We start from the raw sequence: 24,117 nt of genomic DNA on the forward strand, positions 1-24,117 counted from the left end.
CCCGCTACCGCACAGCCCTGTCCAAAAGACTACGGCATAAACACATGCCCATTATTTTTTAATGGATAGGGGTATGGGCATTTAGTCCCGCACACAGCCCCTCTTTTATTCCGTTTCCTTTTGGCCTTTCCCAAGGGCCGCCATGATCACTTGCTTTCTTTTTACCCTTCCCGAAGCAGCCATCGGGAAGCAGGTGAAAGAAAAAAAAGAAAAAAATCATTCACTTAAAAAACACGATTATGGCACACAACATTAATTTAAACAGCATCACGGGACAGCACGCTTTTTTTAGCGTAAAACAAAAGGCATGGCACGGATTGGGACAGATCGTTGACCAGTACCCCACCAGTAGCGAAGCCATTCAGTTTGCGGGACTTCAATATGAAGTACAGAAAAGAACCATGTTCATTAAGGACGACAGGGACAACGATGTAAGTTTAGGTAACTACATTGAAGTACCCGATTACAATGCTACGCTCCGCACCGATAACTACCAGCTATTGGGCGTAGTGGGCAACGATTACCAGATCGTGCAGAACCATGAAGCCTTTTCATTTTTCGATGCCATAGTAGGTGGGGGTGATGGTATCCTGTATGAAACCGCAGGGGCATTGGGAAAAGGCGAACGCATTTTTATAACGGCCAAACTTCCCGGTTACATACGTGTGGGCAACGGTGACGACGTGACCGAAAAATACATATTCATGACGACCTCACACGATGGCAAGGGCAGTATCACCGCTGCATTTACACCCATTCGTATCGTTTGTCAGAATACCCTCAATGCCGCTTTGGGCAAAATGTCCAATGTGGTACGCATCCGCCATACCGAAGGTGCTAAGGATCGTTTGGCAGAGGCACATAAGGTTATGGGCATAGCCGATACCCTGAGCGTACAGTTGGGGGAATGGTTTAACCGATTTGCAAAGGTTCGCATTACCGATAAGCAGTTGTTAAAGCTCATACAGGTGGCGATGGTTCCCAATAAGGAGGCATTGCTCAATCTGCAGAAAGGAAACCACGATGAACTTTCAACCATTTACAAGAACACCATTGATAGGGTTTACAGCTATGCACTCACCAGCGACACCCAACAGATGGAAACCACAAAGGGTACTTTGTTCGGTGCTTACAATGCCGTAACAGGTTACTTTCAGAACGTGTGCAGCTTCAAGAATGGCGAGGCAAAACTAAAGTCCATCATCATGGGCGGAACGGCACAACAACGGTCACAGACCGCTTTTAACCTGTGCGCCGATTTTATGAGGGATGGGGAAGCCTCCTTATTGCTGAACTAGAAAAAATGACAACCGCCTTCGCGGGCGGTTGTCTTTACCAATTTCTTAATGGATTAAAATAGCATATCATGTCATTTACAGAAACCACAACCAACGGTATTGAATTTACCGAAAATATAGTCAGCAGTAAAGGCGCTGAGTTTGTTCTTTTTCCCACCAAAGCGCACACCGCTGAAATGATAAGGGCAGCAAAACAGGAACTAAGGAATAGCCGTGATGTCGTTCGCTTAAGGATGGCCACCGCTGCCGATCGTGACGAAATGTACCGTTCCGAAATTTTCGCCCATCCCGCAACAAAGGCATTCAAATGGTACGAGATCAATGACGATGCCGACCTGATCACAAGGGAACGAAAAAAGGGAACACCAATAATTGGGTACATCAATACTTACGTCATTCCCTACGCCATAGAGATGCGGAGCAAGAACCTCCAAAAGTTCGGCGAAAAGATCATCAATTTTTAAATCAATAAAAATTCAAAAATGGGAACTTATATGACAGTGGTATTAAGGGAGAACCTCAGGTATGACGCTTTCGCCAAACTGGTTAATAAAAAACTGGTCGTTAGCTATGGTGCAAAGAATGACCTCAACTTCAATACATGGGAATACCTACAGCGTGAAGCAGACTTTATGAATGCTGACCCCGAAGGACTGGGGCAATTGCCACATTTCAAGCGCCCAATCACCAAAGAGACTTTACACAACAATTTTTTTTGGTTGAGGGTGGGTGAATTTTCTTTTAAACTTTCGGGAACATCAAACCCTATTGAGGCGCTCGATGCTATAGCCGTATGTAAATGGATCATGGCTACCAAAGCCAGCTATATAGACAAAAAAATGTCCTTTAACTATAATAAAAGAAAAGTGGCAAGCTACCTCACTCCCCTTTTTGAAGAGGAAGGTTACGATCTGAAAAAACTATGGGAGCTGCCCACAGCGGAAAAAAATAACAAGATCAATTAAATCTTAAAACTTATTGTATCATGAAAAAATCAATCACACCAACCCCGTACCTATTGGTACGGGCAAGGACTAACAGCGAATGGGACACTTGCGAGTTTGTACTGGTCGGCATAGATGAAGAATGGAGGGATATGATGGCAAAAAGGATGGACCATATCGAAGACTTTGTTAAGGACACCTATTTTGCCAGCCATGTTTATTGGGAAAGCCCATTGGGGTTTTTTGCCAATTCCATAGATGACGGTCTGCTTGCTAGGGATCAGGATTGGGTATACGTTACACTCGAAGAGGGAGAAATAGATAAATTTTCCAATCCCGAAAATACACTCGACACTTTTCAGTTCGTAATCTCAAAACATAAGGGCGGCCAGTATAGGGCATTCGGCAAACACACAGGAGAAGAATTTTGGACAGAAGACTTTGACCTCGAAGAGATCGTCAACCTCTTTCCAAAGTCTGACAACGACCATGTTGCTTCCTAAATGGCCCTTAATCAACCATAAACTTTTAAAGCAATGAAAATACAACCTAAAGGTTTGGCCGAACTGGAAGAACAGTTGGCCAATTTTGAAAACGACGTCACGGAAAGTATAGCCGGACAGTTAGGGCAGGTCGGCCGCACTGTGGCAATGGAAGAATTGAATTTCGTTTCCTTCCGTGAGGACATAAAAGATTATATCCTGGCCATCCGTTTGGACGAAGAGCAACAGCCTGTACTGGATACTTCATTTGACGACCTGGAAGAAAAACATCTTTCTTCCTGCATTTCAGATAATGAGATAGGCCATTGGGATTTGATCGCCCTATTGAAATTGTTGCAGCAAGTGGGGCATGACTTTTTGCCCGCTTAGTTCCATTGATTAACACCTAAATTTTACGATGATGGCTTACACAACACCAAATTATGACTTTACGGACTGGCTGTATAACAGGTACGTAGAAGCAAGAAGAAAAAATGATTTCCTGAAAGCCTTTGTCTTTCTCGATGTTCTTAACCAGTTTGTCATTTGGACCGACCAACCCAAATACAGACAACAGAAACGCTATGCAAAGGAATTAATAAAGGCAATTGGCAAGGCGGTAAAGAACAGTACCGCACATAGGTTATTGTTAAGGGGTGAAGAGGGGCAAAGGGAATTTGAACAGAAGATGGCCGCCTATGAAAAAGAGCTGAACGAGATCGGTTATGATCAGGAGACCATTCGGGAACTGGTCATAGATAAGAGATGGAATTATGGCAACGATTGATCAATATAGACCTTTTTCCCCCGAACGTCTGTTCCATATTCGTAGGCTGCGCAAAGCCAGGCGCTTGTTTCGGCAAGCGCCGATCTTTGCCTTTGAACTTATGAAAAAGGAATATCCTGCCTACAGCTTTCAGGAATTTGTGGATGATCTGCGGCTGCGCAGCCGCAAAAAGAAACGAGCGGTTAAAAGTTCGCTGGCCCGCTTTGGCAGGTATAGACGGATGGAAAAACTGTTGCAACAATATGAGCTTACAGGTAATGTTGATACCGCATTAAAGGCCCTCAAACTGCGCAGGTACATGACCCGGCCTTATGAAGTATTGATAAGGATAAAAGACCTGAGTTTGGAGTTTACCCTTTCACCGCTAATTCCTATTGAGGCCATTGAAAAATTGGTGGCCGACATCAAAAAATGTGCAACAGAACAGCAGGCTACTGAACTGGTGCAACAATGTAGGGATAGCCATGCTATTGGTTAAAGAGCTTAACAATAACCTTTTTACTTGATATTTTTTTTCAAAATTGATACCTTAGCTATGTATTGCCGCATAGGGATGTCTAGCTAAATTTAAATCTTAAAGCTATGAAAACATTATTAGCAATAACAACCGTACAGTGGTACGGAATTATTTTGATAGCAGTCGGCCTGATCCTTCGCTATATCGTTGGCCGAAATAGGTTTAACCGTCGTGGAGTTGGAGGCTTACAGCATTACGATAGTTATAACAGGGCTTTGGCCACTACCCTGTTTGAAAAAATCCTAAAGTTGATTGGCACGCTTTTGCTCTTGGCCGGTCTTTTCTTGTATGCCGTGGAATGGTTCAATAAACGTTCCGCAGAAAAATACAGGCAGGAGCAGATCAGGGAAACCCCCGGGCAATAGGCCATTGGCAAAATCCGCCAATGATCTTTTTTAGCTATTCTTGATGTTGCTTGCTATAAGACATTGATCCTTAGATTTTATTCTATCAAACAATAGGATAGATTATATTACTGAGATTTCCATTCAGAATTTGTCATTCTAACAATTTTAGTTTTCTTTATCAAAACCTCACTATCATGAACCACCTTGTCAAAATCCTGATCATTACAATTTTGCTAGCCGCTTGCGGTCAAAATACCACTAAACAGAAAGAATTAGAGCTTAAGGAAAAAGAGTTACAGATAAAGGAGAAAGAACTTGAACTAAAGGAAAAAGAAATATATAAAGATTTGGCCATAGATAATGGAACATCAAACTCTAAAAAGAATACTTCTACCAAATCCGCTAACACATATATCGTTAAAGTTGAAAAATCATATTTCTTCAACTCACCAGATTTAAAAACAATTAGAAAAGGTTATGTAGTAAATGGAGAGGAAATCAAAGTTAACAAAGTGGAAGGAGATTTCGGATATACCATTTATATATCCCCATCGGGAAAAGAAATAAGCGGATGGCTATTATTAAATGATTTACAAAAGAACACAAATAGCACAACTAGCGAATTGGAGAATGATTATAAAAAATTTATTGGTAAATGGAAAGCTAATTCAAGTAACAATAGAGAATATTATATCATAAGCTATGACAAAGGTCAATTTTCCATATCAGTTGATTGGTCTAAAGAATTTACGAAAGAAATGGAGGTCAATAACCACATGAATATGTTAGAGAATTGCGCATACTATGTAGGGAAATTAAAACAGGGTATTCTTAAGGCTAAACATAATGCTATGTCAAGTTGTGATGACGAGCCCGAAATAATATTGAAAGGAGAAAATCAAATCATTGTTAGTAACCAAAATGACCAAAAAAAGGATATTTATACACGTCAATAATATATAATCATTTTTAGCAAATTTGAAAGAAGAGTAAAGGGGGAAAGTATGCAAATCAGCTTTCTTTTTCTAATCCAATTGCTTTTGAAAATTAAAACACTAATCCTGAACAGTCCGATAAAATACTAAGTACCAAATTCTATATAATCGTTTTTCTAAAGCTAATTCATAGCCTATTTTCAAATAACGGATTTACCTGATCTAGTACGCCGACTTTCGCCGACTTTCTCCCGGCCGATTATGTTCCTTATGGTTTCGTGCGTAAGTTTAAAAGTATTGCTAAGTTCATTCAGGGAAACGCCTTCTTTGTACTGCTCATAGAGCAGCAGGTTTCTTGGCCCCAGGTCTTTGCGCTCAATGGTGCCACCCATTGCCAAATATGCTTTTTTCAATTCGTCCACTTTTTTCCTGGCCATGTTATATTCGCTAATTGCATCTCGTAGTGCCTTTGCAGCTTCTTCCAATGTAGATGGTATGTCTATGGTTTGTCCCGACGGTTGGCCTTGCTTATTCACGTCTTCCATTTTTCAAAAACTTTAGGCAATATTAACGATTTGGCAAATGTGGGCTTGATGAATATACAAGTAACTCCTTTTGATGGGAAAGGCCAACTTTTCCATCCCTTTATTTTTTTTCGGCAAAGGTATTCCGATGCGTACCCAACCGTAAAGGGTATATGAACGGCTGTGCCAGCCGCCCTTGACCGTTGGCCGCATCTCCATTATTCCCATTGCCTAAAAAATAGATTTATGATGAAAAAGTTCAGCCTAACCCTCCAATCTGAAAAAGAAGTCCTCGACAATTTACAAGACCATCACCTTTGCGCACACGAACAGGCAATCGTTAAAGAAATACTCACCGCTATTGAAAAAGGTGATGCCCAAATGCTCAACCATTTCAACCAGTTCGGCCATTCCCTAAAGCATATCTATTTGAATACATATGCCTACCGCAATGGACTTAAGTTTGGCTTCGATGAAATTATCTTTGATGAATATGGATGGCTCAAACGTGCCCAATTTTTGGAAACAGAAGATCTTGTTTTCGGAAACAAGCAGCATTACGGCGAACATAGCACACTTACCCTGGGCAGGGGACCCAACCATAAATGGACATACGGTCTGTTTTATAGTTTTGGTACCGCTGGTGGTGCCTGGGGGCTATCCGTATATCAGCAACCTAAATCTGGCAGAGACGAAGCTTTGGCCGCTGGTATTGCCGACCTGAAGAACCGTTTCACCAAAGTGTTGGGCAATAACGATACCTTGAACTATAAACAGCCCATTATTACCAGAACACTTGCCGATATTGCCGCTTTCCAAAATGCACAGGTGCAGCTAACACTATTTTGATAGCACTGTGTTAAATATTATTCCTCACCTCACAAGTGCGAAGCGGTGTTTTCAGGGTGTGGTATACACGCTTTTTTGAAATTCCATTTGGCCTGCATACCTCCAATAACTCCACCGCTTACCTTGTTGGTTTCAATTTAAAAATCAAAAACAATTTGAAATTATCATGCTGATATTGCTATATTAGTCCGCTTCAGTTTTTATTTAGCGCTTACCACATTCATGAAAAATCGCTCAAAACGCTCACTCCTGGCCTTAATTGCCGTGTTCATCTCTTTAACCTTCGCCTGCCGAAAAAATGACCTCTCCGAAAATGCAGAAGACCTGTTAAGGAGCCAAAAGACACAAACCGTACTTGCACAAAAAGAAGAAATCTTGGGTTGGATAGATGACCACCAATATAGCAGCCCAATAAAAACGGGAAACGTGCAGTTCATTAAAAACAACCTTGTATATGAAAATCTCCATGTGGAAAAACGGAAGAATGGAGAAGATCTTATCGTCATTCCACTAAACCGGGCCGTCAACCAAAAATTAAAGCTCGCCAATGATTACCTGCTCAACCTGCTTGTGGTGAAGGGCAACAACGGCAAATTGCGATGGTCAATGGTCGTTGCTTTTATGCCGGAAGGCGGCAAGAAAACAAACAAGCTGCGAGACAGAACCTTACAGCAAATCATTAACAATGAACCCGTACAAGATAACGGACTGTACAAATTCTTCGACCTGAAAGGCAAGCTGCTTTATCAGTTGGAATATAAGGACAACAGGTTGGCTTCTTATGCCAGCCCCCGAAAAAAGGGTGACGTTGCAGGTGCCGACCCTATGGCCAGGGGCACTTTGCGATGCTATGCATATTACCTGGTAACCACATACTTTAGGGAAGATGGAACAATTTTCTTACAGACTTCCGAGTATCTTTATACCGAATGCGATGACGAAGTAACAGACGATCCGGACGGTGGCGGCAGCGGTGGCATAGGCGGAGATAGTGGCGACCCTGATGACCCTATTGATGCCACGTTGAGTACAGTACTGGTAAGCTCAGTTAACGAACAGTCCTGGGATCATGACGATCTGCAGATTACCGAAGACATGGAGACCGAATATGATGCAGACAATAACCCACTGCCTGCATATGGCGTACCTACACCACTCCTATACACGTGTAGGGTCCGTTTGGTTTATTACGCCGTTAGCCGTTCAATAGCTGAACTTGAAGCACTGCCTGTTACAGTTGAGCCATCCGATATAACCTATACCCATCCAACATGGGGTACAGTAGTAAGAGTGGTAAGTTTGGTCGATAAAGATGAAGGTACGTTTATAACCAGTGCCATCTCATTTACAGCTTGGTGGAGGTGTGAGGTAAATTATAGGTGGGCTTACGTTAATGGCTCAAGTAGAACACGCCAAATACCTTTCAGATACGTTGCACCTATGACTGTTCCGTTATAAGCATTAGCTACAGGTATTAAGCATTAAAAGACGAGTATATAAAATAGATGAAAAGGAAGAAGATAGTCACCGACCAAGATTATGCCGAATTTCGCATAGATAATATAGTAGATGTCATCAAGTCGAAACAGTATAAGACACTCCTATCGGTCAACAGTAAAATACTGGAATTATTTTGGTCTATTGGAGGCCTGCTGAACAATGCCCTGTACGAAAAAAAATCTACACCGGCACAACTGATAAGAGAAGGGGTGGCCGCTACGCTCATGCCGGTATATGGTACATGCTTTTCTGCAGAAAACCTGTCCATTATGCAAGATTTTTCTAACGTATGTTCTTGTGTAAAACTACAGGCCATTACGTCAAAGGTAAGTTGGAAATACATTAGGGTGCTTAACCAACTGCAAGACCCCAACGCATGGACACATTACATACTTCTTATGTATAAAAAATCTTTAACTCCCGATCAGCTACAGGACCTTATAGATAAGGATACGCCTACGTTCAAAGATGGAGCAGAACAGGACCTACATTACCTACGGATAGATCATAAAGACTTGCATCACAGAATGATCATGGATGTTGACCTATTCTTTAAGGAAGAAGCCAACGATTTTCGGAGCTTGCTCATACCCAAAGAAAAGGTTTCTTATACCGGACTAAAGGATGAACTGGAAGTGAAACTGTTGTCGGACATTCAGGAACGTGTATACGCTTTTCAAGCGCTCTGCTATGACGCTTTACAGTCACGCCTCAATTACGCATTTCAGGAGATAGGTCGCGAAGTGTCAACTGCAAGTGTGGCCATAGCAACTACAATGACACAGGACGAAGTGCTAAACAAGGTTATCACGCAACTTAACAACCGCTATTTAGACAAGGCATGGCTTTTGGCCTGCCTGAAATTTGCAGAAGCCTACCAGAATGAATTTGCCGATTTTCTCGACTTAGTAAGTTTTGCCCACATTAAGGTACTGCTAACTGTTGCTGACAAATTGGAAAGGGAACGATATGCTACAGTGGCCTATGAGAAAAGATTAACGCCCGAACAGCTAGCAACATATATAGCCGAAGGAAAAACAAGTCCTAAGCCAGTGAGTGATTTAACAAAAACGCCCGAACCTCCTGAAAAGATCCGTAAGGTCATATCAAAAAAAGGAAATATTAAGGTAGTGACGACAGTCCTAGCAGTTGAGCAGCAAATAAGCACAGAACCCGACATGAACATGAATATTTTTGCAAATATGGATATTACGGCTTTTTTGAAAGATGCCTAACCTGTAGTTTTTAGTTTAAGAACGGATTTTTGGAAGTCGGTATATCTGTCATTACAGAAGAGCGAAGCGCTGGATTTGATTTCTTATTAAATCTAGTGTGACTACCTAGCTAAGTGGCCACACCAACCTGATCATCTTTTTCCTTTTTGAAGTTAAAAAAATGTGAGATTAGTATTTTGACTTGTTTGCATAACCAGCTATAAATAAACCAAAGGTAAATGCCCCCAACAATGCCTCAGAAGCTAATAATAATTTATACTCACCAACATGAAAGGGCTTATAATCCCCAAAGCCAAGAGTTGTAAACATAATTGATGAAAGATAAAATGAATTGGTCAGGTTACCACGAATGTCTTCAATATTTGATATAAAATACAAACCGGTATAAGCAAACACAATGAACATAGAGCATAGAAAAGTCCTAAAAGGTCTTTCTCCAAAACCCCAAAGCAAATAAGAAAGAAAATCTGAAATAGTAGAACCTAATTTTGAAAAATTATGCTTTAGCATTACTAGGCCATTATCAAAATGATTTTTCCAGATTAACTCAACCGCTCTCTTAAATTCTAACTGTGCAAAGTTGTATTTCAGTTCATAGTATCGCTCTTTATAATATGCTTCACCTGCTTCCTTTCTATGACCATTGTTTTGAAATAAAACCCTAAATCTCTTATAATTTTCTGCTGTCATGCCATATGTTCTAACCACTCCCGTATGCCATTCTTTTTTTGGAGGCGTGTAGATTAAGTTGTCAACCTCAACTCTATTGAATGAAAACCTAGAAGCCGAACAATCTTTGACTATAAAGTTTATGAGCGATGAGTTTTCAAACTCAGCAGCAAAAAGGTCGCAATCATAAAATTCTGTCCAATAAAAACGAGAGTTAAGACTTTTTAACTCTTCAAAGTGACAGGCGTAAAATTTGGAGAAATTGACGATGCAGTTATTGAACTTCAAATGCCTGCAACTAGAATAAAATATATTAGTTTCCCTACTCAAACTATCTTTTCCTTCAATTTCAAGAAAATCCAAATCTGTAAAATCAAGGTTGCGGAATAATATATCATCCCATCCATTGATCTTTGTTCCGCCCAGTTTTAAAACGGTTATACCTGGAGATATTGTCGCACTACAAATTTCTGGAGCATCGGGGGTGTTAAAAGCAATATATCTAAAAGTATCAAATTCGCCATTAAAGTTTGTTTTTACAATTTTGTCGGTTTTTAGTTTTTCCTTGGCCCAAAAAAAATAAGGCTTAAATCTATACTGTACTGTTTTTTCTTTTTCTCCTTCGTATGTTTTTTTTAATCTTTTATCGTGGGACTTATCTTCAATTGGAACAAAAAAATAGTCGTCACTTCCATATTCGTTGGTCTTGAATAAAATAGTTTCTTTATTCCAATAGAAAAAAGAGCCAGGCTTATTTGTGTTCAGTATAAAATCAATTGAAAATTCATATAAGTGTAGCCACTCGTCAAAATGTGGAAGTGTTTTTTGAAAACAATCAAATAGATGTTTAAGGTCATTTTCACGTCTCCATTTGTTAAATTCCAAAGGTGGTAATTTCCACAGATCCGCTGGCTTAATCATTAAATTATTGTCTTTTTTTAGTTATTAATATCCCTATTATTAGCTTTCTTGACAACCATCATCTAACAAGATATTAAAAGTTTTAGTTATTATCTCCACCGACAAACTATTATTGATATTTCATATTTATTGAAAAGATACCTTATGGCCTGCCCATTTAACTTAGACAAGCCCTAGGCGAAAAGCTATTTTGCACTAAACCCCTTCAGCTTTTCATTCAGGCCGTTAAGTCCAGCTTTTTCAAGGCAATCGCCAATAATGGCCTGCAGTTCACTGCCTGCTTCTGGCGGAAAAAAGGAAAGCACGCTACCCTTGTCCTTGGCGGCTGCCTGTAGGCCTTCTTCCAGTACCTGGCTCAACAAGAGCAGTTGCTTACGGCTTATGGCCTGGTTCAATCTTACATTTTCGTTCATTCCCGGTACACAGAGCAGTGTATCGTACAGTTTGGTCATTTCGCTCCCCGTCATCTTTACCACATTTTAATTTCTTCAAATTTAGCAAAGGGACATGGCTTTCACCTCCTTAGAATTTAAACAGGTACTCGATAAACAAATTGCGTATTTACCCTTGGTAGAAATTAATCTTTTTGTTCTACTCCCAAAGCCTGCTATAACGGTCTTTGTAATTGAAAAAGAAATAGGGAAATGATAAAACACTAAGGCATAGCCGTATTGAATAAGAACGGAAAAAGGAAGAGGGATTTATCTTTAAAAATAGGGGTAAATCCTCATGCCCAAATAATTATTGAATATGAAAAAGAGAGTAACTTGAAGAAGAAGTGCAAGGGATAGGTTCATTCCTAAATCCTATCCTTTGCCAATGCATCTACATTTAAGAATTAAGTGTTCACATATAGCTTTGTAAACATTCAGGTCCTACTTCACAAAACCAGTACCTGCAGGACAAGTTGGATACATTGAGGCAATTGTTGTGGTTGGTGGATCACTTGGTGCTCCCCTTTTTGCAGCGTCTACATTTCTCTTAAAGCTGAATAGGGTCTTTTTTTGAATTTTTAGGTTTTTCATAATCTCCGTTTTTAAAGTTCATAACTAAATTAATCATGATATATGTTTTGCCCAATGGTATTATGCAGAAAGCACCTGTCCTTGTGTAAATGACAGTTCTGCTGATGTGAAAATAATTGAGAAGACCGCTTATAGACGTTTTATGATAGCAAAAAGAACATTTCGGAACCATTTCTTCGCTGTATTGGCTGTGATTGCATATGAACAGGGTACTATACTTATATATTACCACAAATTACTCGTGCCCGAATTGATATATTACCTTGCTGATGTTCCATTTTTTTATCTATGTGCTTACTTTCTATTTCCCATAAAATTTGAAAGAAACAAGAGGTGGAGCAAGGTTATTTTTAGGTTCATACTTTATGCAGCTTGTTTTCTTCTTGCGGAAACACTAGCTTGTATAATTGTTCAATACTACAGGAGCGGAGAAGTTTATATTCCAACGAGGTCAGTCTTTTATAAAAAAGTATTGGTCCGTTGGTTTTACATTTCCGGATTTAGTTATGCTTACTACCAAACTCTTTTGGGTATAAGAAAGGCCAAAATTTCCCGCCAACACGAACTTCAATTGATGGAACAGGAGCGCAACCAGGCCGAGTTGGAAAATGCCTTTTTACGTTCACAGATCAACCCACACTTATTGTTCAATACGCTGCAGTTTATCCAGTACCAGGTAGAGCGAGGTTCTGCCAAGGCTGTACAGGCGGTACAGTTGTTGGGCGAGATTATGCACTACTCCCTAAAGGCTACCGCCCAAAACAATGCCGTACCCTTGCAAGAGGAATTGTTTTATATCGAACAATATGTAACGCTTATTCGGCTGCGCAACGACAATAGGCAATTTTTTGAACTTACCATAAACCAGGATGAAGCGGCCGCTGGCCTGAAACTGCCATCGGGTATCCTCATCAATTTTATAGAAAATATTTTTAAGCATGGTGATCTTTCCATACAGGAAGATCCGGCCACTGCGCATATAGAAATTCATGGCCCAAAACTATCCATGCAGGTACGAAACCTTAAAAGAACCGAACCGGTTTACCGAACCACAGGCACTGGAATGGCCAATGTTACCAAACGTTTAGACCTGCTTTATCCCAACCGTTATACCTTGCGGTCATCTGTAAAAAATAACCATTATCACCTTTACTTTGAAATTGAGCTGAACTATGAAAATTAAATGCTTCGTCATTGACGATGAACCCTATGCTGTTGAATTTCTTTCGGGCTTTATAGAACGTACCCTTGATCTGGAACTGGTGGGTTCGGCTACCGACCCATTGGAGGCCTTGAGCAAAATTCTGTCAAGGGAGATTGTTGCCGACATTATTTTTCTGGACATTGAGATGCCCAAAATAAACGGCCTTGACTTTGCAGCGCAGGCAGGCCATTTGGCCAAGATTGTACTGGTTACTGGCAATGATACACAGTCGCTACAGGCCTATGAATTGGGCGTGATAGACTATCTGCTTAAACCTGTATCTTATATGCGTTTTACAAGTTGTATAAACCGCATTAAAAAGTATGTGGCCGAAGCCAGTGAACCTACTCCAGCTACAGGTGGCAAGATCGCCCTGCGCCACGGCCTCAACAATGCCATCACCTATGTAGAGCTAAAGGACATTACCCACGTAGAGGCCAGTTCAAACTATTGTATAGTCTATTCTGAAAAACTGCCATCTATTAAGACCCACATTAGCCTGAGCGAAATGGAATACCAGTTGGGCCGGGATTTTTTGCGAGTGCACAGGTCGTTCATTGTGAACCTTGCAAAGATCATCCGCTTTTTTGGCAATACCATTGTAATTGGTAAGAATACCGAAATACCCTTGGGTAAAAATTATAGGGACGAGTTTATGAAGGCCACTAATAGCGGTGGAACGAGATGATACAGGGTACCTTTATAATTTCTTATGGACCAGGGCAAGGTATTTCATGCCTGTAGTATCGTATATCTTTTCAGGGTTCTCTAGCTTTAAGGCCGAATATACCGAGTTGATAAAACCTGGCGCACCCAATATGGCCCCCTTCAAATTACCGACGGTAGAGATCCCGATCACTGCATTGATCAGCCCAAACACGGTGTTAAATACAATGTCCTTCCAATTGCTTTCGGTCATTCGTGCCGTAAGCAGCTCTTTGTATTGGTTGAGTTCTTCTACTCTATTACGCATCAACTCCTCGTTGTCGTAGCGGTCATCCAACGCTATCTGTTCTATCACATTGCGAAATACCCTAAGTTCATTTTGATATTTAATCTTAAAATCTAGCAATTGTGCTAGTTCAATATAGGCAGGCCCAGGCATAATTTTAGCTAAGGCGGTATTTCTCCTTATCGTTACTTGCTCATCAATCGGTTTTTTCTTATAGGAAAGCATAAATGACGGCCTTTTGAAACCAATATCAGTTACTGGCAATAGCTCGAGTTTATCGGCAACAATGTTGCTCAGATAAGACATGAGGTAATTGGCCGTTGTTTTTTCTACTTCATAAAAGTTATCGTGATGCGGTCTTGCCAAGCCAAGTTTCTGTAGGTTATACATCAGATCAGCATTGAATTTCTCCCTACTAATTAACGATGGCTCATGATGTCCTGAAAAAGTATGACCATACGGTCGTTGGCTGCCCTGCTGTTGGTTGTTGAAATTTTGTCTTTTCAAATTGATACCATACCCTGGGGCTTGTATAAAGTCCATAAATGGTTTTGTGAGGTGCCCCGGACGATCAAGGGTCTCCATAGGATCTAACGGTATCACAAGGTTTTCCCGAACCAATTCCCTCATAAAAGGATCTAATAGATTAGGATTATGGACATGATCACTGGGTACAATGGCACTTATGGTGTCGTAATATAACAGTGAGCGAAAGGTCCAGTTATTTTCGGGCAGGTTAATATAAGGGAAGTACAAGAGATGATCGGCCATAGAAAGTAGGTTTGATATTCACCTAAATCTATAAAATTATTTTTAAAGTCATTTCATACCCACGACCAATGGCTATAGCGCAGCGCTTTTTTCTTTTCACCAGTTTGATCTGCTTATGGCCTCTTTTATTTTACCTCCTTAGAATTTAAGGGGGTAGCCTGTCTATGTACAGCGCTTTTTACTTTTGTATCACTTCGATAGTGAAAGAGATAAAAGTGAAAAGGAATGGAGAACATAGATTGGCAACAGATCAGGAACATTGACCTGGTGCATTACCTGGCGCAATTGGGCATAGAGCCGAAAAATATAAGGGGAAATGATTTTTGGTACCATTCCCCATTTAGGGAAGAGAGAACACCATCGTTCAAAGTAAACAGGGAAAAGAATGTTTGGTACGATTGGGGCGAAGGGAAGGGAGGCAACCTTATAGACTTTGCCATGCGCTACCACAATTGTACCGTTGCAGAATTTTTGCAGGGCCTGAAGGGAACCCTACTCATGCAAAAACCTGGATCTGTAAAAAAAACATTTGTCGAAGAAGAAAGGGCTATTAAAATTGTTGGTGAACGAAGCATTTGGTCTTATGCTCTTATCAATTACATTAAGCAACGTAACATACCCTTGGCCATTGCCGAAAAGTATTGCAGAGAAGTGCTCTATACCATGAAGGGTAAGCAGTATTATGGCATTGGTTTTAAGAACGATCTTGGTGGTTTTGAAATACGCAACGCTCATGTAAAGATCAGCAGTTCACCAAAGGGCTTTACCAGCATAAAAAACGGTGCACAAAATATCTGTGTGTTTGAAGGCTTCTTTGATTTTCTTTCGTTCAGGACACTGCACCAACACCTCCCCGAAAATAGCTTCGATTTTATGATCCTCAACTCTCTTTCTTTTTTTGAAAGGGCAAGACCTGTAATGGAACAGTACCAGCAAAGACACCTCTATCTTGACCAAGGTAAACGGGGCCAGGAATTTACCACCTATGCTACCTCACTTAGCAAAAGCTATATAGACGAAAGCTCCCTTTACCGCAACCATGATGACCTCAATGATTTTCATTGCAATTTCGGCAAGCTGCAAACTCCCGATAGCCAGTTGCAACAGCAAAAGATAAAGAAGCCACGTAAAGGTTTATAAAATTTCTTAAAGGGAGTTTCCCTGCGTACCGGAAACTGCAAGATGTCGCATTGTATCACAATGCAGAAAAATTGATAGCCCTTTCCTCCAAAGTCGGGGGCTTGAACGTGAAAAAGATTTAGTGATGAAAGAGAAGAAGAACAACCGCAACAAATGGCTACACCTGCGCCTTACGGAAGAAGAATATACACAGCTTAACAAGGCCTTTGCCAGCACTACAGAACGCAAACTTAGCGACTATAGCCGTAAGATCTTATTGGGCAGGCCCATGATTGGCGGCTACCGCAACCTTACCACAGATGCATTGGTAACGGAGTTTGCACAGTTGATAAAAACATTAAATGGTATAGGCAACAACTTTAACCAAGTGGTGCACAAACTGCATACGCTACGGCATGACAAAGAGTTTTCCGCCCTGTTTACCGCTTATGAAATGGACAAGCGCAAACTGCTGAAAGAGGTGCAGGACATGAGGGATTTCATGAATAAATGTGCGGGACAATGGTTGCAATCATAAAGACTGGACACTCCATTAGGCGCACATTTCACTACAACGAGAACAAGGTAAAGGAAGGTGTTGCAACGCTGCTTATGGCGCAGAACTATCCAATGGAAACCGGTAAGATGAGCGAGGTACAGCGGCTTAATATGCTCCTGAAAACTGCCGAACGCAACCCCAATATTTCCCGTAACAGCGTACATATCTCACTCAATTTCGCCCCAGGTGAACAACTGAACGGTGAACAGTTAAAGACCATTGCCAACGAATATATGGAGGCTATTGGTTTTGGCGGGCAGCCTTACCTGGTCTATCAGCACAATGATGCAGGGCATCCGCATATACACATTGCCACCACTTTGGTAAACGCCCAGGGCAAGGGCATACGTATGCAGAACATCGGCAGAACTGTTTCTGAAAAGGCCCGAAAAGATATTGAGCAACGCTATGGATTGGTAAAGGCAGAAGACCATAAAAAAGAAGTCTTCCAGCTAAAGCCGCTCAACATAGAGAAGATACAGTATGGCAAAACAGATACCCGCCGTGCCATTGCCAACATTCTTTCGCATGTACTGAATACCTATAAATATACATCGCTAACCGAACTCAATGCCGTGCTGAACGGCTATAATATCCATGCAGATCCGGGTAGCGAAACTTCACGTACACGCCAGCACAAAGGACTTTTTTATAGGCTATTGGACGGTAATGGACAGCCGGTAGGGGTACCCATAAAGGCCAGTCTTTTCCATAACAGGCCTACACGCACCTTTCTAGAAAAGCGCTTTCTCGTTAATCACGCAGCTCGTAAACCATTTGCAGAAAAGGTAAAGATGGCCATTGACCTGGCACTGAAAACAAAGGGACTGACCAGTCTGCAGGTATTGGACAACAGGTTGAAAAAGTCGGGTATAAGGCCCATTGCCCGTATCAATGCAACGGGCAGGTTGTACGGCATCACCTACGTAGACCATATGAATAAATGTGTGTTCAATGGCAGTGCATTAGGCAAACAATATAGCGCAAATGCCATTCAGGAACAGTTGGAAATGGCACCCAAACCCGCTACGGGAACAGTGGTGCAAAAACTTCAGGAACCTTTCTCCACTACCCCATCAACCCCAACAAATGCAGACATGCCCGATGTATTGGAGCTGCTTATGCAGGCAGAACACCTTAACGAAAGTGTACCCCATCCCTTGCGATCAAAGCGGAAAAAGAAGAAGAAAAAGAATATCAATCCTAATCAATAAGACGAATTTATGGCACACCAGACTGGAGAAAACGAACAGGCACTACGCAAGATCCTGGACATGACAAGACTGATCAGCATTGTTCTGCTGGTCCTGCACTTCTACTTTTTTTTGTACGCTGCCTTTTTGCAATGGCAGTTAACTACTGCCTTTACCGACCGTATATTGGGCAATATTGCAGGCACGGGACTGTTTACCCGTTTCCATAATTCCAAACTGCTTTCCTTGGGCTTTTTGGCTATCTCATTGCTCGGAGCAAAGGGGAAAAAGAGCGAAAAGCTGAACCTGCAAACGGCAATGGCCTACCTCATTACCGGACTGATCACTTTCTTTATCAGCTATTTTACCTTATATATAAGCAGCAATGTAATGGCGAAAGCTACCCTGTACATGATCGTTACAGGTATTGGTTTTCTGTTTATACTGAGTGGGGGCACACTGCTTACCCGCATCATTAAAAACAAGCTTGACAACAACGTTTTCAATTCCGAAAACGAAACTTTTCCGCAGGAGGAGCGCCTATTGGAAAATGACTTTTCGATCAACCTTCCGGCCAAATACAGGTTGAAGAACAAGATACGCAGTTCGTGGATCAATGTCATTGCACCCTTTCGCGCAACAATGGTAACGGGTAGTCCGGGAGCAGGTAAATCGGTATTCGTCATCCGTCATTTCATTTCCCAGGCGTTACAGAAATCCGATCCCTATACCATGTTTGTCTATGACTTCAAGTTCCCCGATCTATCTATCATTGCCTATAACCATTGGCTGAAAAACAAGCACAGGTACAAGGGAAAATCAGATTGTATCTTTATCAATTTCGATGATCTTTCCCGTTCGCATAGGGGCAATGTATTCGACCCTTTGGGCATGACCGATATTACCGATGCCTCTGAAAGTGCCCGTACCATATTGCTTGGTCTGAATAGGGAATGGCAAAAGAAAACAGGCGATTTCTTTGTAGAAAGTCCCATCAATTTCGTAACGGCCATCATCTGGTTTCTGCGCAAATATCAGGATGGTAGATATTGCACCTTACCGCATGTTATAGAACTCATACAGTTGGAATATGATAATCTCTTCACCTTGTTGCGCATGGAAAAAGAAATCGAAGTGTTGATCAATCCTTTTATTACGGCCTATCTCAACGATGTAATGGAACAACTTGAAGGGCAGGTTGCCAGTGCCAAAATAGCCCTTGCACGTTTGGCTTCACCGCAGTTATATTATGTATTAAGTGGCAATGATTTTAGCCTCGATCTTAATAATCCAGCCTATCCTAAGGTGATCTGTATGGGCAACAACCCGCAGAAGATACAGACCTATGGTGCTGTGCTTTCCCTCTATGTTAACCGTATGTTGAAGATCGTAAACCAGAAGAACAAGCTCAAGAGCATGCTAGTGTTTGATGAGTTCCCCACCCTTACCACAGATATAATACCCACCATTGCAACGGGCCGAAGCAATAAGATTGGCGTATGCCTGGGCATACAGGATGTAAGCCAACTGCGCAAGGATTATGGCAAGGAACAGGCCGATGTGATCATGAATACAGTGGGCAATATCATATCTGGACAGGTAACCGGAGATAGTGCCAAGCAGTTGAGCGAACGCATTGGCAAGATTATGCAGGACAGGGAAAGCCTTTCCATAAACAGTGGCGATACTTCGATAAGCAAGAGCAAACAACTGGAATATGCCGTGCCTGCTTCACGTATTTCTGCATTGAGCTCAGGTGAATTTGTAGGCATGGTTGCCGATACGCCCGACCAAAAGATACAACTGAAAGCTTTTCATTGCGAGATACAAAATGATTTTTCGGCCATTGAACGTGAAGAAAAAGCCTACAAGGAAATACCGGTGATACGACAGGTTGACCAGGCAATGGTGCAACGTAATTACCTACAGGTAAAGCAGGACATACAAGACATAATGCAAGTGGAAATTCAACGGATGTTGTCAGATCCGGCATTGGAACACCTGGTGATCAGGAAGAACTAAAATGTTTTTAAGGTGTTTTTTGTCTTTTGTTATCTGTTATCGACTGTGCTATAGTTAGTTAACTGTGTATTCCTAGAAGGTGTTATTTTTCTTTGCTTCTTGTTTTAAAATGCTAATATTTTTAGCATAATTTTGGAGTGCCGATTTATTTTAAAAGGGTATGCAAAAGGATAGAACGATCATTCATATGGACCAAGACGCTTTCTTTGTTTCTGTTGAGGTACGAAAAAATAGCGCCCTGATAGGTAAACCTGTTATTATTGGTGGTACTTCAGATCGTGGTGTAGTTGCTTCCTGTAGCTATGAGGCACGTAAGTATGGGGTACATTCGGCCATGCCTTCCAAAATGGCGAAACAACTCTGCCCGCATGCTATTTTCATTCGTGGAAATATGGATGAATACAGCAAGGCCAGCCATGAGATTACCGATATTCTGATAGAACAGGTACCCTTACTGGAGAAGGCCAGCATAGATGAACATTATATAGATATGACCGGCATGGAAAAGCATTTCGGTTGCTGGAAGTATGCCCAGGAGCTGCGCCAAAAGGTGATCAGGGAAACGGGACTGCCCATTTCTTTTGGGCTTTCGATAAACAAGACCGTTTGTAAAATGGCGACCAACGAATGTAAGCCCAATGGACAGTTGCAGGTAAACTGGCCCGAAGTACCTTCATTTCTTGATCCGCTTTCTATAAGGAAAATCCCCGGTTTGGGGCAGGCAACCTATATCAAGTTGAGTGAAATGGGGGTACGGTATATCCATAAATTCAAGGCCATTCCGCAAGAAATGATGTTCAAGTTATTGGGTCAAAATGGACTAACGTTATGGCAAAAGGCGCAGGGCATTGACCACTCGGAGGTAGTACCTTATAGGGAACAAAAATCAATTGGTACGCAGAGCACCTTTGAGCAGGATAGCATGGATATACAGGGCATGACCGAAATGCTTACGGCTATGGTAGTAGCCATTGCCTTTGAGCTTAGGCAGAAGGAAAGGCTGGCATCCTGCATTACCGTAACCATTCGTTATTCCAATTTTGAAACCGTAACCAGGCAGGCAAAAATACCTTATACTGCTTTGGATGCCACCTTGATCAATAAGGCCAAAGAACTGTTTGCCACCTTGTATGACCGACGAATGATGTTGCGTTTGATCGGGGTTAGGCTATCGGCACTTATACCAGGCTTTGAGCAGATGGAACTTTATGGGAACAACCAAAAGCAGTATAACCTTACCCAAACAATGGATAAGATACGTAACCGCTTTGGCGTAGATGCGGTTAAAATTGCAAAGATTGTTGACGTGGACTATTAATTTATGTGGCTCAACGTACACTCGCAATATAGCCTTCGCTATGGTACAATGGATATTCAGACCATTGTAGATACGGCCTGCAAATTGGGTATTACCAAACTGGTCCTTACCGATATTAATAACTCTACAGGCTGCATGGAGTTTATTCGCAAGTGCAGGGAAAGACAGATAGAACCTGTAATTGGTATAGAGTTTCGCAAAAATGATGAGCTGAAGTACATCGGCATTGCCAAGAATAAGGAAGGGATGCGCGAACTCAATAAATTTTTGAGCTATCATAATATCAGTGCAACAGAACTACCAGAAAGACCTCCCGCATTTGAAAATGCCTATGTCATTTATGCGTTCAACAACAGGCCTGAAATATTGGCCGCAAATGAGTATGTGGGCATCCGACATTCGGAACTCAATAGGCTTTTTGGCAAAAGGTATGCGCACCTTAATGACAAGTTGGTGGTATTGCATAGTGTAACTTTTGCCGGAAAAATAGAATACCGCCTGCATGAATACTTAAGGGCGATAGATCATAATACCCTGCTTACCAAGGTAGGGGCAGACCAGAGGTGTAGGCCTGATGAGCATTTTGTTTCTGCCACAGAAATTGCAGCACAGTTTGAGCAATATCCATTTATTCTACATAATACGGTAGAACTGTTGGCCAACTGTTCTACATTGGAATATACTTTCGGAAAGCTTAATAAAAAGACATTTACTGGAACTAAAAAAGATGATGTTGCCCTGTTGCAAAAGCTGGCGCTCGAAGGGTTGGCCTATCGCTACGGAAAGGAAAATAAGGAGGCGCTTAAACGGATAAGGCATGAACTGAAGGTGATTGAAGAACTGGATTTCTGTGCCTACTTTCTCATTACCTGGGATTTTATTCGCTATAGCATGGGTAGGGGTTATTATCATGTGGGTAGGGGTTCGGGAGCAAACAGTATTGTTGCTTACTGCCTGCGCATTACCGATGTTGATCCCATTTATCTTGATCTCTATTTTGAGCGCTTCTTGAACAGCAAACGCACTAGCCCACCCGATTTTGATGTCGATTACAGTTGGGATGAACGAGAGGATGTACAGGATTATATCTTTAAACGCTATGGCGAAGAACATACTGCACTGTTGGGTACCATGACCACCTTTAAGGCCAGATCTACCATTAGGGAAATTGGTAAGGTATTGGGGTTGCCAAAGGCAGAGATTGATAGTTTTTCTGATCCTGCCAGAGCGGATAATGATAACAGCAATCCCATGTTCAGGAAGATAACAGAAGTATTAAAGCTGCTGGAGGATATGCCAAACCAGCGCAGCATACATGCCGGTGGCGTATTGATTTCGGAAGAAAGCATCTATTATTATACGGCATTGGACATGCCCCCAAAGGGAATGCCCACCGTACAATGGGATATGTACGAGGCCGAGCTTATTGGCCTGGATAAGTTTGACGTACTCAGTCAGCGAGGTATTGGACATATAAGGGAAGCGGTAGAGATTATTCTAAAAAACCGAAAAATAAAGGTTGATGTACATGATGTAAAGACTTTTGTTGTTGATGAAAAGGTGAATGAGCAATTGAAATCGGGCGATACCATTGGTTGTTTTTATATCGAAAGCCCTGCCATGCGACAGTTATTGAAGAAACTCAGGTGTGCAGATTACAGGACTTTGGTAGCAGCAAGCTCGATCATCAGACCAGGTGTTGCCAGTTCTGGAATGATGGGCAACTATATCTTTTACTTTCATCATCCTGATAAGGTAGAATATTTACACCCCGTAATGAAGGAACAGCTAAAGGAAACCTACGGTGTAATGGTGTACCAGGAAGACGTGATCAAAGTGTGTATGCACTATGCCGGCATGGACGGTTCAGATGCAGATATATTGCGGCGTGGCATGAGTGGAAAATACCGGTCTAGAGTTGAATTTGATAAACTGGTAGAGAAATTCCACAACGGGGCAAAGGCCTTGGATCGCCCTGAACCAACAACCAAAGAAGTGTGGCGACAAGTTTCATCTTTTGCTGGTTATAGTTTTTCAAAGGCACATTCGGCAAGTTTTGCGGTGGAAAGTTATCAGAGCTTGTTACTGAAAACGTATTATCCGAAAGAATTTATGGTAGCCGTATTGAACAACTATGGTGGGTTTTACTCCCGCTGGTTATATGTGCATGAGCTGCAGAAAGCTGGCGCTACAGTTCATCTGCCCTGCGTAAATGAAAGTGAGGCCAAAGTGTGCATTAAAGGTGATCAGGCTTACCTTGGCTTTATTGGTATGCAGGGACTAGAACAAAAATTTATAGAACTGATACCGGCCGAACGTGGAGCAAGAGGAAAATTCAATGGTTTGGAAGATTTTATTTGCCGTACCAGCATCACCCTGGAACAGTGCCTGATCCTTATACGGGCAGGAGCTTTTCGGTTTACCGGACATACCAAAAAGGAACTCTTATGGGAAGTGCACAACTACTTGGGACAGAAAAGTAAGAAGTTGGAAGGAATGGAATTATTCAATGTACCAGTCAAATCTTATCAGTACCCCGACCTGCCCGATGACCTGATCGAAAATGCTTATCAGGAACTGGAAATTCTGGGTTTCACCATAAGTATACCAATGACCGAATTATTGAAAACTGGTTTTAGGGGCGAGGTGATGGCCAGTGAACTGATGGGGTGTATTGGCAAAACAGTAAAAATGGTTGGCGAATATGTATGCGACAAAACCGTACATACGAAGAACAACAAGACCATGTGGTTTGGTACCTTTCTGGATAAGGATGGACAGTTTTTCGATACCACACACTTTCCCAATTCGGCGCCTCGCTACCCTTTTCGTGGTAAAGGTTGCTACCTCATTTTGGGCAAAGTGGTAGAAGATTTTGGTTATCCGAGCATTGAGGTAGTACGCTTTGCCAAACTGCCCATTGTACCTAATCCAATACTAAGCTAG

26 protein-coding genes are annotated in these 24,117 nt (G+C 41.7%); 20 read left to right on the forward strand and 6 right to left on the reverse strand.

From position 1 onward, the window contains the following. Window positions 1-58 precede the first annotated feature (58 nt). On the reverse strand, window positions 59-220 hold the full coding sequence (locus tag JHD79_RS13895) for a hypothetical protein (protein WP_199119906.1): 162 nt from the start codon (window positions 218-220) through the stop codon (window positions 59-61). Between the two features lie 19 nt (window positions 221-239). Here JHD79_RS13895 and JHD79_RS13900 point away from each other — a divergent pair, with 19 nt between their 5' ends. From JHD79_RS13900 to JHD79_RS13940, 9 genes are all read left to right on the forward strand, one after another. Beyond that, entirely contained in the window at window positions 240-1,298 is a 1,059-nt protein-coding gene (locus JHD79_RS13900; RefSeq protein ID WP_199119907.1) for a DUF932 domain-containing protein, read from the forward strand. Window positions 1,299-1,366: 68 nt separating this feature from the next. Continuing rightward, the gene (locus JHD79_RS13905) at window positions 1,367-1,762 is read left to right on the forward strand and encodes a hypothetical protein (RefSeq protein ID WP_199119908.1); all 396 of its coding nucleotides are present in this window, start codon (window positions 1,367-1,369) and stop codon (window positions 1,760-1,762) included. A gap of 18 nt (window positions 1,763-1,780) precedes the next feature. Further along, window positions 1,781-2,263, forward strand: a complete 483-nt coding sequence (locus tag JHD79_RS13910; protein ID WP_199119909.1) for a hypothetical protein — start codon at window positions 1,781-1,783, stop codon at window positions 2,261-2,263. A gap of 20 nt (window positions 2,264-2,283) precedes the next feature. Further along, window positions 2,284-2,745 (forward strand): hypothetical protein, encoded by a 462-nt coding sequence (locus tag JHD79_RS13915; RefSeq protein WP_199119910.1) that lies wholly within the window; start codon window positions 2,284-2,286, stop codon window positions 2,743-2,745. Between the two features lie 33 nt (window positions 2,746-2,778). After that, the gene (locus JHD79_RS13920) at window positions 2,779-3,114 is read left to right on the forward strand and encodes a hypothetical protein (protein ID WP_199119911.1); all 336 of its coding nucleotides are present in this window, start codon (window positions 2,779-2,781) and stop codon (window positions 3,112-3,114) included. 28 nt (window positions 3,115-3,142) lie between these two features. Next, window positions 3,143-3,511 carry a hypothetical protein gene (locus tag JHD79_RS13925; protein ID WP_199119912.1) on the forward strand — a complete coding sequence of 123 codons (369 nt, stop codon included), beginning with the start codon at window positions 3,143-3,145 and terminating at the stop codon, window positions 3,509-3,511. Between the two features lie 100 nt (window positions 3,512-3,611). Beyond that, a complete protein-coding gene (locus JHD79_RS13930; RefSeq protein WP_199119913.1) occupies window positions 3,612-3,989 on the forward strand; it encodes a hypothetical protein in 378 nt (125 codons plus the stop codon). A gap of 104 nt (window positions 3,990-4,093) precedes the next feature. Further along, entirely contained in the window at window positions 4,094-4,393 is a 300-nt protein-coding gene (locus JHD79_RS13935; protein WP_199119914.1) for a hypothetical protein, read from the forward strand. A 176-nt stretch (window positions 4,394-4,569) separates the two neighbouring features. Then, window positions 4,570-5,331, forward strand: a complete 762-nt coding sequence (locus tag JHD79_RS13940) for a hypothetical protein (protein ID WP_199119915.1) — start codon at window positions 4,570-4,572, stop codon at window positions 5,329-5,331. Between the two features lie 179 nt (window positions 5,332-5,510). On the opposite strand, the gene JHD79_RS13945 is transcribed toward JHD79_RS13940, so the two are convergent. Then, window positions 5,511-5,855 (reverse strand): hypothetical protein, encoded by a 345-nt coding sequence (locus JHD79_RS13945; protein WP_199119916.1) that lies wholly within the window; start codon window positions 5,853-5,855, stop codon window positions 5,511-5,513. A gap of 225 nt (window positions 5,856-6,080) precedes the next feature. Here JHD79_RS13945 and JHD79_RS13950 point away from each other — a divergent pair, with 225 nt between their 5' ends. The 3 genes from JHD79_RS13950 (at window position 6,081) to JHD79_RS13960 (ending at window position 9,418) form a co-directional block, all read left to right on the forward strand. Continuing rightward, window positions 6,081-6,683 carry a hypothetical protein gene (locus tag JHD79_RS13950; protein ID WP_199119917.1) on the forward strand — a complete coding sequence of 201 codons (603 nt, stop codon included), beginning with the start codon at window positions 6,081-6,083 and terminating at the stop codon, window positions 6,681-6,683. A gap of 222 nt (window positions 6,684-6,905) precedes the next feature. Beyond that, on the forward strand, window positions 6,906-8,141 hold the full coding sequence (locus tag JHD79_RS13955) for a hypothetical protein (RefSeq protein ID WP_199119918.1): 1,236 nt from the start codon (window positions 6,906-6,908) through the stop codon (window positions 8,139-8,141). Between the two features lie 47 nt (window positions 8,142-8,188). Beyond that, complete coding sequence (locus tag JHD79_RS13960) at window positions 8,189-9,418, forward strand: DUF1016 N-terminal domain-containing protein (protein ID WP_199119919.1); 1,230 nt, start codon at window positions 8,189-8,191, stop codon at window positions 9,416-9,418. 168 nt (window positions 9,419-9,586) lie between these two features. Here JHD79_RS13960 and JHD79_RS13965 read toward each other — a convergent pair whose 3' ends face one another. From JHD79_RS13965 to JHD79_RS13975, 3 genes are all read right to left on the reverse strand, one after another. Continuing rightward, window positions 9,587-11,008 carry an ion channel gene (locus tag JHD79_RS13965; RefSeq protein WP_199119920.1) on the reverse strand — a complete coding sequence of 474 codons (1,422 nt, stop codon included), beginning with the start codon at window positions 11,006-11,008 and terminating at the stop codon, window positions 9,587-9,589. Window positions 11,009-11,193: 185 nt separating this feature from the next. Beyond that, window positions 11,194-11,475 carry a hypothetical protein gene (locus JHD79_RS13970; RefSeq protein ID WP_199119921.1) on the reverse strand — a complete coding sequence of 94 codons (282 nt, stop codon included), beginning with the start codon at window positions 11,473-11,475 and terminating at the stop codon, window positions 11,194-11,196. Between the two features lie 408 nt (window positions 11,476-11,883). Beyond that, window positions 11,884-12,033, reverse strand: a complete 150-nt coding sequence (locus tag JHD79_RS13975; protein WP_199119922.1) for a hypothetical protein — start codon at window positions 12,031-12,033, stop codon at window positions 11,884-11,886. 526 nt (window positions 12,034-12,559) lie between these two features. Between JHD79_RS13975 and JHD79_RS13980 the strand changes: the two genes are divergently transcribed. Both JHD79_RS13980 and JHD79_RS13985 read left to right on the forward strand, forming a co-directional pair. Beyond that, on the forward strand, window positions 12,560-13,216 hold the full coding sequence (locus tag JHD79_RS13980) for a sensor histidine kinase (protein WP_199119923.1): 657 nt from the start codon (window positions 12,560-12,562) through the stop codon (window positions 13,214-13,216). Continuing rightward, window positions 13,206-13,925 (forward strand): LytTR family DNA-binding domain-containing protein, encoded by a 720-nt coding sequence (locus JHD79_RS13985; RefSeq protein WP_199119924.1) that lies wholly within the window; start codon window positions 13,206-13,208, stop codon window positions 13,923-13,925. The genes JHD79_RS13980 and JHD79_RS13985 overlap by 11 nt, the downstream gene beginning before the upstream one ends. A 12-nt stretch (window positions 13,926-13,937) precedes the next feature. Here JHD79_RS13985 and JHD79_RS13990 read toward each other — a convergent pair whose 3' ends face one another. Then, window positions 13,938-14,960: a kinase gene (locus tag JHD79_RS13990; protein WP_199119925.1), complete on the reverse strand. Its 1,023-nt coding sequence runs from the start codon at window positions 14,958-14,960 to the stop codon at window positions 13,938-13,940. A gap of 225 nt (window positions 14,961-15,185) precedes the next feature. Here JHD79_RS13990 and JHD79_RS13995 point away from each other — a divergent pair, with 225 nt between their 5' ends. The 6 genes from JHD79_RS13995 to JHD79_RS14020 all read left to right on the forward strand — a co-directional run bounded on the left by JHD79_RS13995 (window position 15,186) and on the right by JHD79_RS14020 (window position 24,117). Continuing rightward, a complete protein-coding gene (locus JHD79_RS13995; RefSeq protein ID WP_199119926.1) occupies window positions 15,186-16,100 on the forward strand; it encodes a CHC2 zinc finger domain-containing protein in 915 nt (304 codons plus the stop codon). Between the two features lie 124 nt (window positions 16,101-16,224). After that, complete coding sequence (locus JHD79_RS14000) at window positions 16,225-16,617, forward strand: plasmid mobilization relaxosome protein MobC (protein WP_233164707.1); 393 nt, start codon at window positions 16,225-16,227, stop codon at window positions 16,615-16,617. Continuing rightward, window positions 16,602-17,852: a relaxase/mobilization nuclease domain-containing protein gene (locus tag JHD79_RS14005; RefSeq protein ID WP_199119928.1), complete on the forward strand. Its 1,251-nt coding sequence runs from the start codon at window positions 16,602-16,604 to the stop codon at window positions 17,850-17,852. The genes JHD79_RS14000 and JHD79_RS14005 overlap by 16 nt, the downstream gene beginning before the upstream one ends. A 9-nt stretch (window positions 17,853-17,861) precedes the next feature. Then, a complete protein-coding gene (mobC, locus tag JHD79_RS14010) occupies window positions 17,862-19,853 on the forward strand; it encodes a conjugal transfer protein MobC (protein WP_199119929.1) in 1,992 nt (663 codons plus the stop codon). Between the two features lie 160 nt (window positions 19,854-20,013). Further along, the gene (dinB, locus tag JHD79_RS14015; protein WP_199119930.1) at window positions 20,014-21,171 is read left to right on the forward strand and encodes a DNA polymerase IV; all 1,158 of its coding nucleotides are present in this window, start codon (window positions 20,014-20,016) and stop codon (window positions 21,169-21,171) included. A 3-nt stretch (window positions 21,172-21,174) separates the two neighbouring features. Further along, on the forward strand, window positions 21,175-24,117 hold the full coding sequence (locus JHD79_RS14020) for a DNA polymerase III subunit alpha (RefSeq protein ID WP_199119931.1): 2,943 nt from the start codon (window positions 21,175-21,177) through the stop codon (window positions 24,115-24,117).

Source organism: Pedobacter sp. ASV28, assembly GCF_016428855.1.
In the GTDB taxonomy this organism is placed as follows: Bacteria; Bacteroidota; Bacteroidia; order Sphingobacteriales; family Sphingobacteriaceae; genus Pedobacter.

What these genes read in the sequence shown, in the direction of transcription:
- JHD79_RS13895 (WP_199119906.1), bottom strand. Translation starts at nt 220, where the DNA reads ATGATTTTTTTCTTTTTTTTCTTTCACCTGCTTCCCGATGGCTGCTTC.
- JHD79_RS13900 (WP_199119907.1), top strand. Translation starts at nt 240, where the DNA reads ATGGCACACAACATTAATTTAAACAGCATCACGGGACAGCACGCTTTT.
- JHD79_RS13905 (WP_199119908.1), top strand. Translation starts at nt 1,367, where the DNA reads ATGTCATTTACAGAAACCACAACCAACGGTATTGAATTTACCGAAAAT.
- JHD79_RS13910 (WP_199119909.1), top strand. Translation starts at nt 1,781, where the DNA reads ATGGGAACTTATATGACAGTGGTATTAAGGGAGAACCTCAGGTATGAC.
- JHD79_RS13915 (WP_199119910.1), top strand. Translation starts at nt 2,284, where the DNA reads ATGAAAAAATCAATCACACCAACCCCGTACCTATTGGTACGGGCAAGG.
- JHD79_RS13920 (WP_199119911.1), top strand. Translation starts at nt 2,779, where the DNA reads ATGAAAATACAACCTAAAGGTTTGGCCGAACTGGAAGAACAGTTGGCC.
- JHD79_RS13925 (WP_199119912.1), top strand. Translation starts at nt 3,143, where the DNA reads ATGATGGCTTACACAACACCAAATTATGACTTTACGGACTGGCTGTAT.
- JHD79_RS13930 (WP_199119913.1), top strand. Translation starts at nt 3,612, where the DNA reads ATGAAAAAGGAATATCCTGCCTACAGCTTTCAGGAATTTGTGGATGAT.
- JHD79_RS13935 (WP_199119914.1), top strand. Translation starts at nt 4,094, where the DNA reads ATGAAAACATTATTAGCAATAACAACCGTACAGTGGTACGGAATTATT.
- JHD79_RS13940 (WP_199119915.1), top strand. Translation starts at nt 4,570, where the DNA reads ATGAACCACCTTGTCAAAATCCTGATCATTACAATTTTGCTAGCCGCT.
- JHD79_RS13945 (WP_199119916.1), bottom strand. Translation starts at nt 5,855, where the DNA reads ATGGAAGACGTGAATAAGCAAGGCCAACCGTCGGGACAAACCATAGAC.
- JHD79_RS13950 (WP_199119917.1), top strand. Translation starts at nt 6,081, where the DNA reads ATGATGAAAAAGTTCAGCCTAACCCTCCAATCTGAAAAAGAAGTCCTC.
- JHD79_RS13955 (WP_199119918.1), top strand. Translation starts at nt 6,906, where the DNA reads ATGAAAAATCGCTCAAAACGCTCACTCCTGGCCTTAATTGCCGTGTTC.
- JHD79_RS13960 (WP_199119919.1), top strand. Translation starts at nt 8,189, where the DNA reads ATGAAAAGGAAGAAGATAGTCACCGACCAAGATTATGCCGAATTTCGC.
- JHD79_RS13965 (WP_199119920.1), bottom strand. Translation starts at nt 11,008, where the DNA reads ATGATTAAGCCAGCGGATCTGTGGAAATTACCACCTTTGGAATTTAAC.
- JHD79_RS13970 (WP_199119921.1), bottom strand. Translation starts at nt 11,475, where the DNA reads ATGACGGGGAGCGAAATGACCAAACTGTACGATACACTGCTCTGTGTA.
- JHD79_RS13975 (WP_199119922.1), bottom strand. Translation starts at nt 12,033, where the DNA reads ATGAAAAACCTAAAAATTCAAAAAAAGACCCTATTCAGCTTTAAGAGA.
- JHD79_RS13985 (WP_199119924.1), top strand. Translation starts at nt 13,206, where the DNA reads ATGAAAATTAAATGCTTCGTCATTGACGATGAACCCTATGCTGTTGAA.
- JHD79_RS13990 (WP_199119925.1), bottom strand. Translation starts at nt 14,960, where the DNA reads ATGGCCGATCATCTCTTGTACTTCCCTTATATTAACCTGCCCGAAAAT.
- JHD79_RS13995 (WP_199119926.1), top strand. Translation starts at nt 15,186, where the DNA reads ATGGAGAACATAGATTGGCAACAGATCAGGAACATTGACCTGGTGCAT.
- JHD79_RS14000 (WP_233164707.1), top strand. Translation starts at nt 16,225, where the DNA reads ATGAAAGAGAAGAAGAACAACCGCAACAAATGGCTACACCTGCGCCTT.
- JHD79_RS14005 (WP_199119928.1), top strand. Translation starts at nt 16,602, where the DNA reads ATGGTTGCAATCATAAAGACTGGACACTCCATTAGGCGCACATTTCAC.
- mobC (WP_199119929.1), top strand. Translation starts at nt 17,862, where the DNA reads ATGGCACACCAGACTGGAGAAAACGAACAGGCACTACGCAAGATCCTG.
- dinB (WP_199119930.1), top strand. Translation starts at nt 20,014, where the DNA reads ATGCAAAAGGATAGAACGATCATTCATATGGACCAAGACGCTTTCTTT.
- JHD79_RS14020 (WP_199119931.1), top strand. Translation starts at nt 21,175, where the DNA reads ATGTGGCTCAACGTACACTCGCAATATAGCCTTCGCTATGGTACAATG.